Origin of the sequence: Aeromonas sp. S12(2024), from assembly GCF_041402305.1 — a bacterium.
Lineage (GTDB): Bacteria > Pseudomonadota > Gammaproteobacteria > Enterobacterales > Aeromonadaceae > Aeromonas > Aeromonas veronii.
Genome location: NZ_JBGLRB010000007.1, coordinates 26,420 through 44,607, shown reverse-complemented (window position 1 = coordinate 44,607; position 18,188 = coordinate 26,420). Strand labels below are relative to the sequence as shown.

17 protein-coding genes are annotated in these 18,188 nt (G+C 62.2%); 12 read left to right on the top strand and 5 right to left on the bottom strand.

What is annotated here, in order from left to right:
* The first annotated feature begins 124 nt into the window (after nt 1–124).
* The 9 genes from ACB035_RS08790 (at nt 125) to ACB035_RS08750 (ending at nt 11,421) form a co-directional block, all read left to right on the top strand.
* Entirely contained in the window at nt 125–1,447 is a 1,323-nt protein-coding gene (locus ACB035_RS08790; protein ID WP_371167098.1) for an isochorismate synthase MenF, read from the top strand.
* A 32-nt stretch (nt 1,448–1,479) separates the two neighbouring features.
* Nucleotides 1,480–3,237 (top strand): 2-succinyl-5-enolpyruvyl-6-hydroxy-3-cyclohexene-1-carboxylic-acid synthase, encoded by a 1,758-nt coding sequence (menD, locus tag ACB035_RS08785; RefSeq protein ID WP_265062042.1) that lies wholly within the window; start codon nt 1,480–1,482, stop codon nt 3,235–3,237.
* Complete coding sequence (menH, locus tag ACB035_RS08780) at nt 3,197–3,994, top strand: 2-succinyl-6-hydroxy-2,4-cyclohexadiene-1-carboxylate synthase (RefSeq protein WP_371167097.1); 798 nt, start codon at nt 3,197–3,199, stop codon at nt 3,992–3,994. The genes menD and menH overlap by 41 nt, the downstream gene beginning before the upstream one ends.
* Nucleotides 3,987–4,112: a hypothetical protein gene (locus ACB035_RS08775; protein ID WP_265062041.1), complete on the top strand. Its 126-nt coding sequence runs from the start codon at nt 3,987–3,989 to the stop codon at nt 4,110–4,112. Before menH ends, ACB035_RS08775 begins: the two co-directional genes overlap by 8 nt.
* A complete protein-coding gene (menB, locus tag ACB035_RS08770) occupies nt 4,105–4,965 on the top strand; it encodes a 1,4-dihydroxy-2-naphthoyl-CoA synthase (RefSeq protein WP_042081860.1) in 861 nt (286 codons plus the stop codon). Before ACB035_RS08775 ends, menB begins: the two co-directional genes overlap by 8 nt.
* Complete coding sequence (gene menC / locus ACB035_RS08765; protein WP_371167096.1) at nt 4,965–5,894, top strand: o-succinylbenzoate synthase; 930 nt, start codon at nt 4,965–4,967, stop codon at nt 5,892–5,894. The genes menB and menC overlap by 1 nt, the downstream gene beginning before the upstream one ends.
* Nucleotides 5,887–7,314: an o-succinylbenzoate--CoA ligase gene (gene menE / locus ACB035_RS08760; protein WP_371167095.1), complete on the top strand. Its 1,428-nt coding sequence runs from the start codon at nt 5,887–5,889 to the stop codon at nt 7,312–7,314. Before menC ends, menE begins: the two co-directional genes overlap by 8 nt.
* Nucleotides 7,315–7,532: 218 nt before the next feature.
* Nucleotides 7,533–10,292: a collagenase gene (locus ACB035_RS08755; RefSeq protein ID WP_371167094.1), complete on the top strand. Its 2,760-nt coding sequence runs from the start codon at nt 7,533–7,535 to the stop codon at nt 10,290–10,292.
* Between the two features lie 187 nt (nt 10,293–10,479).
* Nucleotides 10,480–11,421, top strand: coding sequence for an ElyC/SanA/YdcF family protein (locus ACB035_RS08750; RefSeq protein ID WP_371167093.1), 942 nt, complete (start codon nt 10,480–10,482; stop codon nt 11,419–11,421).
* Between the two features lie 84 nt (nt 11,422–11,505).
* Here the strand turns inward: ACB035_RS08750 and ACB035_RS08745 are convergent, their stop codons facing one another.
* The 3 genes from ACB035_RS08745 to ACB035_RS08735 form a co-directional block, all read right to left on the bottom strand.
* Complete coding sequence (locus ACB035_RS08745) at nt 11,506–12,120, bottom strand: superoxide dismutase (protein WP_371167092.1); 615 nt, start codon at nt 12,118–12,120, stop codon at nt 11,506–11,508.
* A 17-nt stretch (nt 12,121–12,137) separates the two neighbouring features.
* On the bottom strand, nt 12,138–12,617 hold the full coding sequence (locus tag ACB035_RS08740) for a hypothetical protein (protein WP_182963184.1): 480 nt from the start codon (nt 12,615–12,617) through the stop codon (nt 12,138–12,140).
* 175 nt (nt 12,618–12,792) lie between these two features.
* A complete protein-coding gene (locus ACB035_RS08735) occupies nt 12,793–13,809 on the bottom strand; it encodes a chemotaxis protein (RefSeq protein ID WP_005335957.1) in 1,017 nt (338 codons plus the stop codon).
* Nucleotides 13,810–14,010: 201 nt separating this feature from the next.
* On the opposite strand from ACB035_RS08735, the gene ACB035_RS08730 reads away from it, so the two are divergent.
* The gene (locus tag ACB035_RS08730) at nt 14,011–14,730 is read left to right on the top strand and encodes an SDR family NAD(P)-dependent oxidoreductase (protein WP_371167091.1); all 720 of its coding nucleotides are present in this window, start codon (nt 14,011–14,013) and stop codon (nt 14,728–14,730) included.
* On the opposite strand, the gene ACB035_RS08725 is transcribed toward ACB035_RS08730, so the two are convergent.
* Complete coding sequence (locus tag ACB035_RS08725; protein ID WP_371167090.1) at nt 14,717–16,783, bottom strand: tRNA(Met) cytidine acetyltransferase TmcA; 2,067 nt, start codon at nt 16,781–16,783, stop codon at nt 14,717–14,719. The genes ACB035_RS08730 and ACB035_RS08725 overlap by 14 nt on opposite strands.
* On the bottom strand, nt 16,780–17,091 hold the full coding sequence (locus tag ACB035_RS08720) for an HlyU family transcriptional regulator (RefSeq protein ID WP_371167089.1): 312 nt from the start codon (nt 17,089–17,091) through the stop codon (nt 16,780–16,782). The genes ACB035_RS08725 and ACB035_RS08720 overlap by 4 nt, the downstream gene beginning before the upstream one ends.
* A gap of 136 nt (nt 17,092–17,227) precedes the next feature.
* On the opposite strand from ACB035_RS08720, the gene ACB035_RS08715 reads away from it, so the two are divergent.
* Nucleotides 17,228–17,434, top strand: a complete 207-nt coding sequence (locus ACB035_RS08715) for a bacterioferritin-associated ferredoxin (RefSeq protein WP_005335965.1) — start codon at nt 17,228–17,230, stop codon at nt 17,432–17,434.
* Between the two features lie 144 nt (nt 17,435–17,578).
* On the top strand, nt 17,579–18,055 hold the full coding sequence (gene bfr / locus ACB035_RS08710) for a bacterioferritin (protein ID WP_005354959.1): 477 nt from the start codon (nt 17,579–17,581) through the stop codon (nt 18,053–18,055).
* Nucleotides 18,056–18,188 lie beyond the last annotated feature (133 nt).

Below are 18,188 nucleotides of genomic sequence, written 5' to 3'. Positions count from 1 at the left end.
CTCCCGCGGGCGATTTACATGGACGAATGGGCAGATAATATATAGGAAATCATCGCCCTTTGGCATAAACCTACGGCATCCAGCTACCGGATCGCTCGTTACTACCCGGCTCAGACAAGAATCCATGTTGGCTCAGACCCATATCAAGCAACAACTGGACGCCCTGCGTCACAGCAACGTCAGCGGCTTCGTACGGTTGCGAGTGGCGATCGAAATCCGCTCCTTTCTGGGCTGGCTCGCGGCGCAAACCCTCTATCCCCGCATCTACTGGCAGGCCCGTGGAGAGGCTCGTCCCGAGTATGTCGCGCTGGGCGCCATCCATGAACTGACCGAACCGCACGCCATCAAGCAGGTGTGCACTAACACAGCCAACCAGCATCATGACGACAGCCCTCGCTACTATGGCGGACTGGCGTTCGATCCGGCCCAGTCCGGCTGGCAAGGGTTTGGCCCCTGCCGTTTCGTGCTGCCCCGCATCGAGCTGGTGCGCCGTGGCGAGTGCGTCAGTCTCTGCCTCAACCTCTGGCTGGATGAAAACAACCTCGAGGCCGAACTGCGGGCGGCCGAAGCCGCCCTCGATGCCCTGCGCCCGGAAGCCCCGCTGCCCACCCTGCAAAAGCAGCCCTGGCAGCGACAGGATTGTCCCGGTCCCGCCCAGTGGCAGACGCTGGTGGAGCGCGTCACCGCCTCCGATTTTCAGGCACACACTCCCAAGGTGGTACTGTCGCGGGAGAGCGTGCTGACCAGTCCGAACCATGATGCGGATATCAATCCCTGGGCCATGCTCGACCAGTGGGCCCGCCACGCCCAGGACTGCTTCCACTTCGGTTTTCAATTCTCCCCCGAGCAGGCATTTATCGCCTGTTCTCCCGAGCGGCTCTACCGCCGGGAAGATCGCCACCTCTTTACCGAGGCGCTGGCGGGCACCATTCGCCGCTCCGGCGATGAAGAGGTCGATGCCCAACTGGCCACCGAGCTGCTGGCCGACAGCAAGAACCGGCTGGAGAACCGGCTGGTACACGCCGACATCCTCAGCCGTCTGGCGCCACTGACCCACGATGCCACCCTGACCGAGCCGCGCATTCTCAAACTGCGGCTGCTGCAGCATCTCAAGTGCGATATCGAAGCCGAGCTCAAGCCCGGGGTCTGCGACTGGCAGCTGCTCGACGCCCTCCACCCGACTCCCGCTGTGGGCGGTGCCCCGCGCGAGGCAGCGCTCGCCTTTATCCGCGAGTTCGAACCCTACGATCGGGGCTGGTACGCCGGTGCCTGCGGCATGCTGAGCCGGGAGACCTCTGAGTTCTCGGTCGCCATTCGCAGCGCCCGCATTCAGCCGGGCTGCGTCACCCTGTTTGCCGGTGCCGGCATTGTCGCCGGTTCCGAGCCTGTCGCCGAGTGGGCCGAACTCGACAACAAGATCGCCAATGTGCTCTCCCTGCTGGGATAGTCATTCACCCTTTTCACGCTACGAGAGCCCCTATGCCCACCCGTAAAGAGCCTGCCAGCGAAGAGTTTGCCTGCCCCCCGTTTTCGAGCCAGCACGCCACCTTCAACCACGTCTGGTCCTCCCTCTTGCTGGAGGAGCTCTTTCGCCTCGGGGTACGCGACATCGCGCTGGCCCCCGGCTCCCGCTCTGCGCCGCTGACAATGGCAGCCGCAGCGCATCAGGGCTTTCGTCGTCACCTGCACTTTGACGAGCGCGGCCTCGGCTTTATGGCGCTGGGGCTGGCCAAGGGGAGCAACCGGCCGGTGGCGGTGATCATGACCTCGGGCACCGCGGTAGCCAACCTCTGGCCCGCCGTGGCAGAGGCCCAGCTCACCGGCGTGCCACTGATTATTCTCTCCGCCGATCGCCCTCACGAGCTTATCGACAACGGCGCCAATCAGGCGATCGACCAGCAGGGGATCTTCGGCCGCTACCCCATCTATCAGCAGAACCTGCCGAGCCCCACCCCGACCATTCCGGCGGCGTTTGTGCTGAGTTCGGTGGATCAGGCGCTGGCCAAACAGGCGCTCACTCCCGGAGTGGTGCACTTCAACTGCATGTACCCCGAGCCCCTCTATCCGGGCGAGCACTATCAGGATTTCTCCGACTATCTGGCCCCCCTCGGCGACTGGCTCGGCTCGCACAAGCCATGGAGCCCGTGGCAACAGAGCGCGGCAAGCTGCCCCCCTCAGGCGGAGTGGGAAACCTTTCGGCAACAGCGCGGCATCGTTGTAGCTGGCCGAATTACCGACCCGAATCAGGCACAGGCCGCCGCCGCACTGGCGGAGCAACTCGGCTGGCCGCTGCTGGCGGATCTGCAGAGCCAGATCCGCTTCGATTGCCGCAACCTCATCCACATGGATATGGCGCTCAACGACCCTGAATTCGTCGCCGAGCTGGGCCGCGCCGAGGTGCTGCTGCAATTTGGTGCGCGGCTTGTCTCCAAGCGGCTCGGCCAGTTCATCAAGCACCATTCATGGCAGGATTACTGGCTGGTGGATCCGCAACCAGCGCGGCTCGATCCCGACTACCGGCTGCGCAACCGGCTGCTCTGCAGTGCCAGCGCCTTTGCTGCGGCCCATCCGGTCACCACACAAGCCCCTTGGCACACATTGGCCGAGCTGCAACACAACGCCAGCCAGCAGATCGCCGCTGCCTGCGAGCACTTCTCCGAGCTTGGGGTCTGCCATCGCCTCAATTCCCTTATCGAAGGCCAACTGTTTGTCGGCAACAGCATGCCAGCCCGACTGATGGATATGCTCGGCGAAACGGGCAAGGGGCCGAGCCGGGTGATGACCAACCGTGGCGCCTCCGGCATCGATGGCCTGATCGCCACAGCCTACGGGTTTGCCCAATCAATCGAGCAGGACAGTGATGAGCCCACCACCTTGCTGCTTGGGGATCTCAGCGCCCTGCACGATCTCAATAGCCTCGCCCTGCTCAGCAAGGCGAGTCGACCGCTGGTAGTGATCCTGCTCAACAACGATGGCGGCAGCATCTTTCGTATGTTGCCGGTGCCCACCGAAGGGGAGCTGCTGGAGAGCTACTACCGGCTGCCCCACGGCCTCAGCTTTGAACATGCTGCCGCCATGTTTGGCCTCGCCTATCGGGCGCCGACCACCCTGCCCGAGTTCGAACGCGATTACCGCGCCGCCCTCCAACATGGCGTTACCTTGATCGAGATCCGGGTACCGAGCGAGCAGGTGGCCGATGATCTCAAGGCGCTGGGGGCCGCCATCCGTGGTAAATAAAGATACCAATGTGCCGCTGGTGCTGCTGCACGGCCTGCTGGGGGATTGCGGCGACTGGCAACCGGTGATCGACCGGCTGCCCGCCATCCGATGCATCGCCCTCGACCTGCCGGGCCACGGCCAGCATAGCGCTCTCAACGTCAGCGACTTTGAGCAGAGCCACCAGTGGCTGGTGGCCGAGCTGGCCAGCCGCAACATTGAACGCTATCTGCTGGCGGGTTACTCGCTGGGTGGGCGACTGGCCCTCTACCACGCCAGCCGCGAGCCCTCCGGGCTGCGGGGGCTGCTGCTGGAGAACTGCCACCCGGGGCTACCAGACAATGAGCGGGCCGCCCGCATCCAGCACGATGAACAGTGGGCGCAGCGCTTTGAGCGTGAGCCCCTGGCTGACGTGCTGGCTGACTGGTACCGGCAAGGGGTGTTTGCCGATCTTGACGATGCGGCCCGGGCCAGACAGATCGCCCGCCGCCTTGGCAACAACGGTCAGGGCATCGCCACCATGCTACGCGCCACTTCGCTCGGCAAGCAGCCGGATCTCGCCCCCTGGCTCATGGCGAGCCAGCTGCCGGTTACTTATGTGAGTGGCAAGCGGGATCACAAATTCCATCAGCTGGCTTGCCAGCTGGCGAACCAGGATCGCAGAATCAACCACTTGGTGCTGGATGGCGGCCATAATCTGCACGCCCATCAGCCTGATAACTTTGCCCGACTCCTCGCGGAGTGGGTCAACCAACAAGAAGAGACGAGTCATGATTGAAGCAATGACGGAAGCTGAACTGTATGCACCTGTTCAACATGCCGGGATTGCTCAACTCAGTGGTCAACTCGGTGCTCAACTGCACTCTCCCAGATCAGAAGGAAAAAACCATGATTGAAGCAATGACGGAAGCTGAACTGTATGCACCTGTTGAATGGCAAGATTGCTCCGCCGGTTACGAGGACATCCTCTATCACAAGTCCAACGATGGCATTGCCAAGATCACCATCAACCGTCCCCAGGTGCGCAACGCCTTCCGCCCCCGCACCGTCAAAGAGATGCTGCAGGCGCTGGCCGATGCCCGTTATGACGATCAGATCGGCACCATCATCCTGACCGGTTTTGGCGAGAAAGCCTTCTGCGCCGGCGGCGACCAGAAGATCCGTGGCGACTACGGTGGCTATCGCGATGACGAGGGGACTCACCACCTCAACGTGCTCGACTTCCAGCGCGACATCCGCACCTGCCCGAAACCTGTGGTTGCCATGGTGGCCGGTTACGCAGTCGGTGGCGGCCACGTGCTGCACATGATGTGTGACCTGACCATCGCCGCCGACAACGCCCAGTTTGGCCAGACCGGCCCGAAAGTGGGCTCCTTCGACGGCGGTTGGGGCGCCTCTTACATGGCTCGTATCGTCGGCCAGAAGAAAGCCCGCGAAATCTGGTTCCTCTGCCGCATGTACGATGCCCAGCAAGCCCTCGACATGGGTCTGGTCAACACCGTCGTGCCGCTAGCGGATCTGGAGCGCGAAACCGTGCGCTGGTGCCGCGAGATGCTGCAAAACAGCCCGATGGCGCTGCGCTGCCTGAAGGCTGCCCTCAATGCCGACTGTGACGGCCAGGCAGGGTTGCAGGAGCTGGCTGGCAATGCCACCATGCTGTTCTACATGACCGAAGAGGGTCAGGAAGGCCGCAACGCCTTCAACGAAAAGCGTCGCCCCGACTTCTCCAAATACAAGCGGAACCCCTGATGACACTCGCCCTGTATCGCTATCAACTGCCTTTTACCCAGCCACTGACCTTTCACGGCAAGGTGGAGGTGGCGCGAGAGGGGCTGTTGGTGCGCATCAACGACGGCTGGGGGGAAATTGCCCCCCTGCCCGGCTTCTCGAAAGAGAGCCTGCAACAGGCAGAGGCAGAAGCCCTTGCCACGCTGGCAGCACTGGCCGCCGGCGACACCCCGAACCCCGTGCTGCCGTCGGTGCAATTTGGCCTCGACTGCGCGCGCCGGACATGGCCCGAGCAGCGCAACCCGCTGCCGGAGCCCTATCCCCTCATTCAAGGCTCCCCCCAGGAGCTGCTGCGCAACTGGAAAGAGTGGCTGCACCGCACGCCCGGCAAGGCCAAGCTGAAGGTGGCACGCTACCCGATGCGTGACGAGCTGGCGCTGATCCGCCTGCTGTGCGACCGCCTCCCCTCCCTCAAGCTGGTGCTGGATGCCAACCAGGGCTGGACTCGCGAGGAGGCGTGGACCTTCTGCGGCCACCTCGACCCGAATCGCGTCGAGTATCTGGAAGACCCTTGCGCCGACTTTGCCGACATCGCCTTTGTCGCCAACCGCACCGGCATGCCGGTGGCGCTGGACGAACTGCTGGCACAAGGCAAGCCGTGGGAACCGATCCCGCAACTGCGCGCGCTGGTGCTCAAGCCTACCCTGCTCGGTTCACTCGCCAACTGCGAAGCGCTGATCGCCCGCGCCCGCGAACTGCGGCTCAAGGTGATCATCTCCTCCTGCTTCGAATCGGATCTGGGCCTGAACCAGCTCTTTCATCTGGCGAGCGAATGGGCGCCGGAACAGGCGCCGGGTCTGGATACCCGCCGCTGGATGGCGGGCAACCTGCTGGGGGAAGATGGCAAACCGGACCTGAGCCGACTGGAGCAACTGTATTACCGTGATTGAACCCACACGTTCACCCGAACAGACACCTTGCCCGGTACGCCACCGGGCAATCACAGCCCCGAACCGCATTGCCATCCACGCCGCCTCGCCCCTCAGTTACCGCCAGCTCGATGCCCGCCTCAACAGCCTGTGCCAACAGCTGAAACAAGCCGGAGTGCGCCGTGGTGAACATCTGGCTGCGGTGGTGCGCGGTGCGCTGGAAGATGTGCTGCTGGCGTGGGCCTGCGTACGCAGCGGCGTGGTGTTCTGCCCGCTCAACCCCGCCTTTCCTCTCGAAAAGCAGCGCGAGCTGGCGGTGCAACTCGATGCCGATGCCTTCTGGTCGGCAGGGGAGATCCCGGCAGGCAACTGGCAGCCCTTGCCGCTCGACTTCACGCGCGAACTGCCGGCAAGCGAGGAAGCGTGGCCGCTGGAATCGACCCAGCTCAACAACATGATCCTCACCTCGGGCTCCAGCGGCACGCCGAAAGCGGTGGTGCACCGGCTCTGCAACCACCTAGCCTCGGCACGCGGCTCTGCAACTCTCATTCCCCTCGATGAGGCCTGCGGCTGGCTACTCTCCCTGCCGCTGTTTCATGTCGGCGGCTACGCCATCCTGTTTCGGGTCTTTCTGGCGGGTGCCACGTTGGTGCTAGACGATCGCAGTCAGCCGCTCAAGGCGCGGCTTGAACAGCAGCCCATTACCCATCTCTCGCTGGTGCCGACCCAGCTCTGGCGCCTGCTGGCAGAGGGTTTTGATCCCGCCCGTACCCGCCTGCGCGAATTACTGCTCGGTGGCGCCGCCATCCCGCAGCCGCTGGTGAGCCGCCTCTGCGCCATGGGGCTCGAACCCAAGGTGAGTTATGGTCTCTCCGAGATGGGCAGTCAGGTCTGCACCGCTATCCCCGGCGATGCTGGCGTAGTTGGCAAACCGCTACCGGGACGGGAGGTGTGCATCCGGGAGCAGGAGATCTGCGTGCGCGGCACCACCCTGTTCGCCGGTTACTACCGGGCTGGCGCGCTGGAACTGCCCCTCGATAACGAGGGCTGGTTTCATACCCGTGACAAGGGGAGGTTCACTGCGGCAGGGGAGCTGCTGGTAGAGGGGCGGCTCGACAACCTCTTTATCTCGGGTGGCGAAAACATCCAGCCCGAAACCATAGAGCAGCGACTGGTGGATCATCCCGCCGTCGCCCAGGCGCTGGTGGTGCCGGTGCCGAGCGACGAGTGGGGGCAACGCCCCGCCGCCTTTATCGACTGGCACGGCGAGCCGGTGCCCTACCCCGAGCTGGCAGCCTGGATCCGCAGCACCCTGCCCGGCTTTATGGTCCCCGACCACTGGCTCCCCTGGCCCGATCTTGGCGGCAATCTCAAACCCTCCCGCCAACTGCTGGGCAAGGTAGCCCGACAACAAACCACTCGGGCACGACAAGCTGAATGAGATCGGACTCACAATTTACCGATCTTCTTTGAAAACAAAAAAGAAACATGTGAGTCCTTACTGCGGCGCCAACCCACGATAATTCGATCAGACTCAAAAAGTCACCATCTTATTGATTTATCTGATTTTTAATTGGCAATTGATATCCCTTTGGAACTGTTTAAATTGCCTTGCGATTACTCGCAAGACAATACACAAACAAGAACAAAGGGATAAAAATGAACCGTTCAGGTACCGGGTGGATGCTGCTGGCAGGCCCCCTGCTTTTGGCTACATCCTCGGCGCAAGCCAACTACTCCCCCAATGACTGGCGACAATATCAGCTGACTGGCGAATCGAGCCGGCAACTGGCCGCTCGCATCACCGAGATCACCTACGAGCTCAAGGCGCGCAGCAGCAATGCACCTTACCAGCAGCTTAGGGTCTACCGTCGCTTCGACTGGCAGAGCAGCGATCTCGCCGCACTGGCCGAGCAACAGTGTGGCGAGCCGCAGCTCAAGGTAGATGCGGGCTGGCAGATCCGCTTCGTGCGCTGTGAGGATCGGATTCCGGCGGGCAAGCTCATCCCCGCCAGCAGTTATGACTTTGGTTATGGCCTCAAGCAGGGTCGCTGGGAGCAACTGGCGGGCACGCCGACCGCCCAACGGCAGGATCGTCTGCCGCTGCCGCAAGCCATCATCCTGGGTCAGAGCGAAAGGGAGCTGGATCGCTGCGAACTCAACGCGCAGGGCCGCTGCACCGAGTCGGAGTGGCACTATCAGCCGCAGGATTGGCAGCAGTTGCAGGTACTTGAAGAGACCCCGAGTGAGCGGGATGGCCGGTTGGAGCAGATCTTCTTCCGCCTGCAGCCGGTGGCAGGCAGTCAGGCTGCCGCTCAGGTCAGTGAGATCCACGTCTGGCGCCGCTATCAATGGCAGCTGGATCAGCTCACGCCTCAGCAGGAGTGTGATGAGCCGCAGGAGCGCAAGGAGGGGAGCAACACCATCCGCTATCGCATCTGCCGTCAGGTGATCCCCGCTGGCAGCGAGGTTCAGGTAACGTTGCAAGATAGCGGCTACCAATACCCGGTCGCCGGCGGCGAGTGGCAACCCCTGCCAGAGAGCAAAGAGTGGCAGGAGAGCCGGGTGCTCAATCGCCCCATCGTGCTGGCCAGCAAGGAGGAGCAGCTGGAGTGCCGCCGCGCCAACGGTCGTCTCTGCTCGGAGCCAGAGCAACCCGATGTGGATCTGCTCGACAGCGATGCCGCCAAACTGGTGGCCGACGTGAGCGGCCAGAACAGCCCTGCCTGGCAGGCGGATTACGGCCACGATGACGCCAAGCTGATGGCGGTGGTGCGCGGCATGCGTGCTCTGCTGGCGGCCAACCAGCCGACCCATCCGGCAATGGACAAGCTGCTCTACTATGTGCGCGCCCACAACTACCACGGCGGCGTTGGCAAAGAGAGTGATCAGGCTGCCCGGGCACTAGCCGGGGTAATGATTGATCTGCTCAACCACCCATTGCTGCTGGGAGCTGAACCGCAGGATCAGGCTGGCACAGTGCTGGAAGCCTGGAGCGTGGCAGCGCAGGGACAACTTGGGCAAGCCGCCTTCCGCCAGAGTGCCGCCCCCATGCTGGCCCAGCTCAACCAGGCGCTCGGCTATGCGGTGCAACATGCGGCACAGATCAATGGCCACAAACCCTGGGCCGATGGCCTGTTCGAGCTGCTCAATCTGGTCGATCAGAGCGCCTCTTACGGTCAGCAGGCTGACTTCAGCGCAGCTGTGCTGCAGCAGGAAGCGGCATTGCGCCAGAGCCTGCTGCAACTGGGCCTGAGCGAGCTGGCCCTCTGGAAACAGCGCGATGGCTCACGGGATCTGTTTATCTTCAACAACATCCTCGATGCCCACAGCCGCCTCTACCAGATGATGCGCTACCTCCATCACACCAGCCCGGATAAGGCGATCGCCTATCGCCAACAGCTGGATCGCGATGTCATCGCCATCATGCGCCAGCAGGGACTGATCCCGGGCGGCCAGCATCCGACTACCATGCTGGAAGAGGTCTCCCTGACCCTCTCCAGCTACTACCTCACCTACACGGATCGCACCAGCGAAGCCTGTGTCAGCGGCGAGTTCGCCGGGCTTTGTACCCCGATCCGCATGGAAGATATTCTGCCGTTCGAGCACACCTGCTCACCCACCCTGCGTCTGCGCGCCCAGGATCTGACCTTGGCTCAGGCCGAAGGGATCTGCCGCGAGCTGGGTGATGAAGAGCAGCGCTTCCACCAGCAGATGGAGACAGGCTGGCAACCGGTGGCCGATGATCACAACGAGGCGCTGGAGCTGGTGATCTTCAACTCCTCCGCCGACTGGGGCCGCTACGGCAGCGCGCTGTTTGGCGTCTCCACCGACAATGGCGGCATCTATATCGAGGGGGATCCGGCTCGGCCCGGCAATCAGGCCCGCTTCTTCGCCTATGAGGCGGAGTGGAAACGCCCCGCCTTCCAGGTGTGGAACCTGCGCCACGAGTACATTCACTATCTCGACGGCCGCTTCAACCAGTACGGCAGCTTCGGCCACTATCCACTCAACCGCACTACCTGGTGGGCCGAGGGGGTTGCAGAGTACATCGCCCACGGTCAGTGCTTTGCCCGGGGTCTGGATAACGTGGCAAACCGCCCCGCCAACCAGCGCCCGACACTGGCGGCGATCCTCCACCTTGACTACGACCAGGGTGGCGAGATGGTCTACTCCTGGTCCTATACTGTGCACCGCTTCCTCAACGATACCGGTCGCGGCGCCAGCTGGCTGGCGCTGGCACAGGCGCTGCGCAATCCGGATCGACAGCAGGCGATGAGCGACTTCGAAGGGGAGCTGGACCGGCTGATCGCCAACGACAGCGACGCCTATCAGGCGTGGCTCGCCCGGGATCTGCTGCCCTGGTGGCAAGCAAACAAGGAGTCAGACGCCTGCAAGGGCAATGACTCCGCCCACTGATAAACCTTCACCGACCAGAGGGGCTGCCACCGCAGCCCCTCGCTTTATCCTCCCGCTCTCCCGGCCTCTGCTGCGACAACCTCTGCCCGAATGAGGTGCCCGCCCGTTATCAAACCTGACGCCGGCGGCCGAGTTGTAATAGAATGCCGATAGCCACTTCCAACTTCAGACCCTGACCGCACCGCGCATGAAGAAGTTTGCCAAGATCCTCCTCGCCTGCCTTGTTTTGCTGCTGGCCCTGATTGCCATGCTGCTGGGCTACAGCGAGTGGATCGTCTCGGATGCCCGTCACTACACCTACGATCGGGTGGACAAGGTGCCCTACAACCGGGTTGCGGTGGTGCTGGGTACCTCCAAATATCTCTCCGGTGGCGGCCCCAACCACTACTTCAAATACCGCATCAAGGCGGCGGCCGAGCTCTACAACAATGCCAAGGTGGACTTCATCATCGTCTCCGGTGACAACGCTACCGTGCAGTACAACGAGCCACGCCAGATGCGCCGCGCCCTGATCAAGGCGGGCATCCCCGCCTCCGCCATCTATATGGATTTCGCCGGATTCCGCACCCTCGACTCAGTGGTTCGCGCCAAGGAGGTGTTCGGCCAGGAGCGCTTTACCGTGGTATCCCAGGGCTTTCATAACGAGCGGGCCATTTTTATCGCTCGCCATTTCGGTATCGATGCGGTCGGCTTCAATGCCGAGGATCCCAGCGCCTATCAGGGGATCCGCACCCGGGTGCGGGAAGTCTTTGCCCGCCTGATGGGGCTGCTCGACCTCTATGTACTGGACAAGGGGCCCAAGTTCCTCGGGGCACCGGTCCCCATCGGTCTGCCTGTGCCTTGCCAATCACTGAGTACCATCGGCAGCCTGCAACCCTGCCTAAAGCAGCCCAAATCGGCGGTGGATGAGGCCAAGCCAGCGGCAGTTTCTGCCGCGGTTGCCACCGAATCGGCTACTCCATCAGCCTCGGCCACGACTGAACAAGTCACTCCAGCTTTATCCGCAGCGGCAACGACTGAGCCGGTCACTCCCGCCAAATCCGCTGCAGAAACCGCCGCCGAGATGCCCAGCGCTGCCTTGCCCACAATGCCGATGGCCCCTTCAGCCGCCAGCACAGCCGCACCATAAACAGATGACCCGCCAACTGGCGGGTCCTGTTATTGCAGCGCGGGTTGTGACGGCGATCCTGCACACCCATACCCAGCGACCAAGTCAGCCTATCGCCGCCTGATAGCGGCGGGCCACTTCGGCCCAATCCACCACCTGATAGAAGGCTGCGATATAGTCAGGACGCTTGTTCTGGTACTTGAGATAGTAGGCGTGCTCCCACACATCCAGCCCCAGGATCGGGGTATGGCCATGCATCAGGGGACTATCCTGGTTGGCACTGCTCTCCACCTGCAATCTGCCTGCCTTGTCCACCACCAGCCAGGCCCAGCCGCTGCCAAAGCGACTCAGGGCAGCCTGAGTGAAAGCCTGCTTGAAGGCATCGAATCCCCCCAATTCCCGCTTGATAGCCAGAGCCAGCTCACCACCCGGCTCACCGCCCCCCTGTGGGCTCATCACCAGCCAGAACAGGGAGTGGTTGGCATGGCCGCCACCATGGTTGCGGACCGCCCCCTGCAGGGCGGTTGGCAGGGTGTCGAAGCGGCGCAGCAGATCCTCAACCGGCATTGCGGCCAGCTCTGGCGCCCCTTCCAGCGCGGCGTTGAGGTTGTTGATATAGGTCTGGTGATGACGGCTATGGTGGATCTCCATGGTCAGGGCATCGATATGGGGTTCCAGTGCGTCGTAGGCATAGTTCAGGGCTGGCAGGGTATGGCTCATGATGACCTCTGTTCGGATTAATGGAGCCGGGATGAGGGCTCGCTCTGACACAGGCAGTGACCGAGCGAACGCATGATCCCGGTGTGGCTGCCGTGGCGCTGTACGAACGTCAGCAACTCGGCACGGGTTGTGCGGGTATGGCGCAAAGCCGCCTCTCGCAGGCGAGAGGAGCAAGCGGGGGAGTGACAGGTCGCCAGCAGGCAGTCGTGCACATAGCAGAGCAGGTCGGCGGCGCGATCGGGCAAAGTCATAGCCACCAGCAGATCTGCCAGATTGTGGTGAGCCACAACCAGCGCAGCCACCGCCTCATCGGCGTCATGCCACTGCACCAATTGCTGACGAGCCAGCCAGAGCGCCTGCTGATAATGGGCCAACGCCTGATGATACTCGCCGCAGTCAAACAGCCGGTTACCCTCTCGGGTCTGCTGTTTCCAGTGACTCATGCTGCTGCCACCTTCGGTCGACTCGACCCACCCCTTCACCCAGGTTGCTGTCATATGCTTCACACCAACAAATGATAATAATTATCATTACATGAATCGTATCCGGGAGACAAGGGGCGTCGGGATCGCAGCAAACAGCCAAAACAGCGCGGCCACTCCTTGGCAAGGAGTGGCCGCTTGAGGCAACCGGTCAGTGAATTCGACCGGCCAATGGCAAGTTAATGGCAGGTCAGATGTTGTTGGCGGGCGAAGGCGGGGCAATCCCCAGCAGCATATGGTCCATCATCCCCACCATGCGCCCTATCTCGGGCTTGGTGATGGTATCGTTGGCCCCCAGTTGCAGCGCTTTCTGGCGGTTGTCATCGCTCATCAGGGAGGAGAACATCACGATGGGCATCTCCTTGTAGGAGGGGGTATCCCGCAGTCGCTTGAGCAGGTGCATGCCATCCATGCGCGGCATCTCCACATCGGTGATCACCGCATTGACGAAGCCGGTCACCGGCATTCTCTCCTCCTGGGCCAGACGATCGAAATCCGTCATCATCTCCAGCCCCTCTCCCCCGTCCTTGGCCGTGATCACGTTGTAGCCAGCGGTGCGCAGGGTGGTTTCGATCATCTTGCGGATAAAGGCCGAGTCATCCACCACCAGGATGGTTTTGCCCTGACGCAGCGCCATCATGCGATCGTCGATGAGCACCTTGCGGTCCTGAGTGACGTCGTATTTCTCCATGCTGAGCTCGGGGTTGATATCGGCGATGATCTTCTCGAAATCGAGGATCATGATGAGGTTGCCATCGCGTCTGACCACGGCCACCACGCAGTCGTTCTCCCCCGCTTCCAGAAACTGGCTGGGGGACTCCACATCCTCCCAAGAGACCCGGTGAATCCGGCTGACGCTATCGATCAGAAAACCGTTGGCCATCTTGTTGAAGTCGGTGACGATCACCACCTTGTGGCTGGGGTCAGGGTTGGTTTTGATGCCGAGCCAGCCCGCCAGATCCACCAGCGGGATCAGCCGATCTCGCAGGGAGAATACCCCCACCATATGACGCTGGGCATTGGGGTAATCTGTGGTCTCCGGCACCCGGATCACCTCGCGTACCTTGGCGACGTTGATCCCGTAATAAGCGGTTTTTTCACGACCGTCCGGTAACTGCTTCTTGAGGTGAAACTCGATGATCTCAAGCTCGTTGGTGCCACTTTCGGTCAGGATAGATTTACGCTCTTCCCCATCTTTGGACATCATGGTGACTCTCATTCTGGTTGCGCGGGCAGCAGACCGCTGCGGTTTTCCCTCAGTATAGGAATGGAATTCACCCAACGGCTCGGATCTCGGCAAGATTGCAGCGTTAACCGCTTGATCCCGCAGACTGGCGGGAGCGTATCTGCCAATCAGGACAACATTGGCGGATGGTAAAATCCATCATGCACTCACAAGGAGCCTGAGATGATTGAAGGTATCGTCGTGATTGGCGCTTCTGGCGGTATCGGTGCGGCTCTGGTGACACACTGGTTGGCGGCGGGTGTCGGGCCAGTGATTGCCATCAGCCGTCAGCCCGCACCTGCTGGCCTCTCATCGCCGGGTCTGCACTGGCTATGTTGTGATTACAGCGATGAGCAGATGACAGAAGTGGTGGCGCGCATCGCGGAGTTGGCACCGAGACCGCACAGGGTGGTGATCTGCAACGGCATCCTGCATCAGGGGGAGATCCAGCCAGAGAAGCGGCTCGAAGCAATCAATCTCGATGCCATGACCCGCTTCTACCAGACCAATGCCTTGCTGCCGCTGCGCTGGATCAGCCAGTTGTTACCGCTGTTTGGCCGCGAGCCTTGCACTCTGGCCGTTCTCAGCGCTCGGGTCGGCAGCATTGGCGACAACCGGGCTGGCGGCTGGTATGGCTATCGCGCATCCAAGGCCGCCCTCAACATGCTGCTCAAGTGTGCCGCCATCGAGCTGGCCCGGCGGGCCCCAGGCGTCAAATTGCTGGCTTTCCACCCCGGCACAGTGGATACCCCACTCTCCCGCCCGTTTCACGCCAATGTACCGCCAGGAAATGTGCAGAGTCCCGAGCTGGTAGCCGACCATCTGATTAACCTGATGGACCGGCTGCAACCGGATGGCGAGCTGAGCTTTCTCGACTGGCAGGGCAAACCTATCGAGTGGTAGAGGAACTCAAGAGACGCGCCAGCAGCGCCCGCAACCTCTTGATCACGGCGGGCTTGCCCGCCAGTTGCAATCTCGCGGCCAGCGCCCCCCAGTCGGCATATTGCCAGATGGTGGCGATCAGCAGATAACGCTCATCCGGGGTGAGCTCGGCCAACCGGACCAGATTGCCCGCCAGCCACAACTGCAGGCTCGACTGGCTCAGTTCGAACGGCTTGTGATGCAGGGCAAAGCATTCAATCTCGTCGCGCTCGAGCTCGCCAAGCTCCGGCGCGGTGACGGTGCTGCCTTGCAGACATTGCCATACCAGCTCGGGCTCCAATCCTTTCAGCTCGCCTGCCAGCAAGGTTGGCAACTGGCGTACGAAACGCTGCTGCCACCCGGCCAGCTCGGGCTCATGTTCGGGTTTCAGCGCCTTTAGCAGCAGGGCTGCGTGGCAGCCGCTGGCGGCATCCCGCTGCAGGCCGATGCGCAGCACCTCCAGCCCGGCCTTGCGCCAGAAAGGGAGCAGGTCGGCGCTAGCCGAAAAGGCAGAACCGAGGTAATCGATCCCCGCCTGACGATAATGTTCTTCAAGCCTGCCAAGCAGCAGCGAACCCAGTCCGTGGCGGTGCAGCTCGGGATGGATGGCGATACGCATCACCCGGGCGTAGCTGCGCCCCCCCGCCGTTTTGAAACCGGCGTGGGCCAGCAACGACTGGGGCAGCAGATGGCCGCGCGGACGGCGGCGACCGGCCCAGATCGCCTCGGCCAGCTCGGGTTCTATTCCCCCTTCCCGCACCACCAAGGCCACTCCCAGCAGGCTCGCATCCTGCTCCAGCAGATGGATGTCGAGATCCGGACTCTCAAGCAGGGATCTGAGATCGCTCGGCGTAGTCTGGTAGTGAGCCAGCACCAGCAAGCCGAACAGCTGGTTGAGCAGCGCCTCGTCGCTCGCCAGCGCCTCCTGACTGACCAGACGCCAGCTCGGGTTGGTCGGCGACATAGGCGCCGCCACTTCGGCATTGAGGCCGAGCAGGCGGAAAATCAGCGGCTCCAGCGGATCGCGCTCACTCCAGCGAATGGGCTCAGAGAGGTGGATCTCCTGCCACTCCGGGGTCTGGCTATCGAGCACCCGCTTGAAGCGCAGGTGAAAACCGCGCCCCGTCCCCTCGTAACCGTGCTCGGTGGTGGCAAAGACGATGCGGCGATGGCGGGCCAGCATAGCCTCGAGCAGCGGGGTCGGAATGGCGGCCGCTTCATCCACCAGCAGCAGATCGGGATTCATCGCCTCGTGCACCAGCCGATCCGGCGAACAGTAGCTCAGCCCGCCCAGCTGTTCCGGCGTAGTATCTAGCCCGCGAGCGGCGTGGGCAAACAGGGTCGCTACCGTCGCCTGCGAGGGAGCTGTCACCACTATGTTCAGCCCGGGCTGCTGGCGCAGCAGCTCGGCGGCAGCCAGCCCCAGCAGCGCACTCTTGCCACGACCGCGGTCGGCGCTCAGCACCAGCGGACGGCGGCGATGACCGTGCAACACCTTGTGGATGGCGGGCAACGCCCGTGCCTGATCGCAGCTCAGCCTGCGTTCGGGCCCAAGCGGTTGCCACGGCTGCGAGCAAACCGGCGGAGCCAGCGAGAGGGCAGGATCCCCCGCCAGCAACCGCACCAGCCGGGCGATAAAGCCGTGACCGGCCCGACCGGCCTCCTCCGGCTGGGCCACCAGCCGGATCCGATCAGGATCCGGCCATGAAGGCCACTCTACTCTGGGCGGGGTCAGCAGCAACAGCAAGCCACCGGCGCATAAAGTACCTGCCAGCGCCCCGAAGGCGTCGGGGTGAAAGCCGCTGAAGGCGTTGAACACCAGCGTGTCGCACTCCTGACCGAGCCGCTGCAGCGCCTTGGCGGCGGGTTGCGGGGCATAACTCTCGGGCCCGGCCCCCAGCCAGAAGACGGTCTCGCCGAGCAGGGATTGGGCGCGGGCAATGCACTCGGCCTCCTCCCCCTCCAGCCATATCAGGCGCCGTTCACCGGCGCGGGCCAGCGCCTCGCGCAGCAGGGTGACCTCTTGCTGTGTCATGAAGCTTGGCTGTCAGCCGGTTTGCGGGGATCGAACATGCGATCTCCCATCTGATCGATAAAGGTGTGAGCCTTTTGCACCATGAAACGCTCGGCATCGGCCGGATTGACAAACAGATCGGAGCGGATGAAACGGTGGGTTTGCAGCACGCCGTCCAGCTCCTTGGTGATGCGCCCTGCCAGTCGGTACTGGCCACCTTCGGCCATGGGTTCCGGATAGATGAGATAGCCGGCATATTCGGTGGGAGTGACTTCCGGCGCCTTGGTCGGCTCGCCCCCGAACAGGGCGCTGAACAGTTTCTTGAGCATGGTGATCTCCTCTGGTTGCCAGCATTGTCCCCAAGGGGTTGCACAGTGGCAAGCAGGGGATCTTATTACCAATGGTTATTTGCACTACGAACCATTCTCATTTAGATTTCATCTCATTCCACAAGAGGTGACCATCATGTACGTCTGTTTGTGCCGCGGCATCACAGATACCCAGATCCGCAAAGCGGTGCAGTCAGGTAAAAGCGAATTCCGCCAGCTCAAGCAGTCGCTCGAGGTGGGCGCCCAGTGTGGCAAATGCGTACGCATGACCATGGAGATCATCGCCGCCGAGCTCGACAAGATGGAGCAGGAGCAACCGGTGCTCTACTACGAAGTGGCCTGATCCGGACACCTCTTTTCTGATGCGACCCGCCAACAGGGTCACCCCTTTTCTCAGGCGAGCTGGATCGCCAGACCTCTTGTTGTCACTTTTCTGGACTAAGCTCTAACGATCGAAGCCTCAGGCACGAACCAAGGAGCACTGTCGATGAAAGGAGATCCCAAGATCATTGCCCACCTCAACAAGGTGCTGGCCAATGAGCTGATTGCCATCAACCAATACTTCCTGCACGCCCGCATCTACGATGACTGGGGCCTCAAGGCGCTCGGGCACAAGGAGTATCACGAGTCTATCGATGAGATGAAACACGCCGACGAGCTGGTTAAGCGCGTGCTGTTTCTCGAAGGGCTGCCCAATTTGCAGGATCTGGGTAAGCTGCGTATCGGTGAAACGGTGGAAGAGATGCTGCGCTGCGACCTCTCGCTGGAGATGGATGCCATCCCCGACCTCAAGGTAGCCATCGCCTATGCCGAGTCGGTGCAAGACTACATCAGCCGCGACCTGTTCCAGGAGATCCTGGAGGATGAAGAGGAGCACGTGGACTGGCTTGAGACCCAGCTAGACCTTATCGATCGCATCGGGCTGGAGAACTACCAGCAGTCGCAACTGCACCACGGCTCCTGAGCCAGCAGGCCAGCAAGCAAAGAGACCCGCCAGCGCGGGTCTCTTCATTTGAGCAGCCATGACCCGAAAACTTTTCGACAGGATCACAGTTAATACGCCCGACACAGCATCTGTCATGGCTTTCGATTAGGAT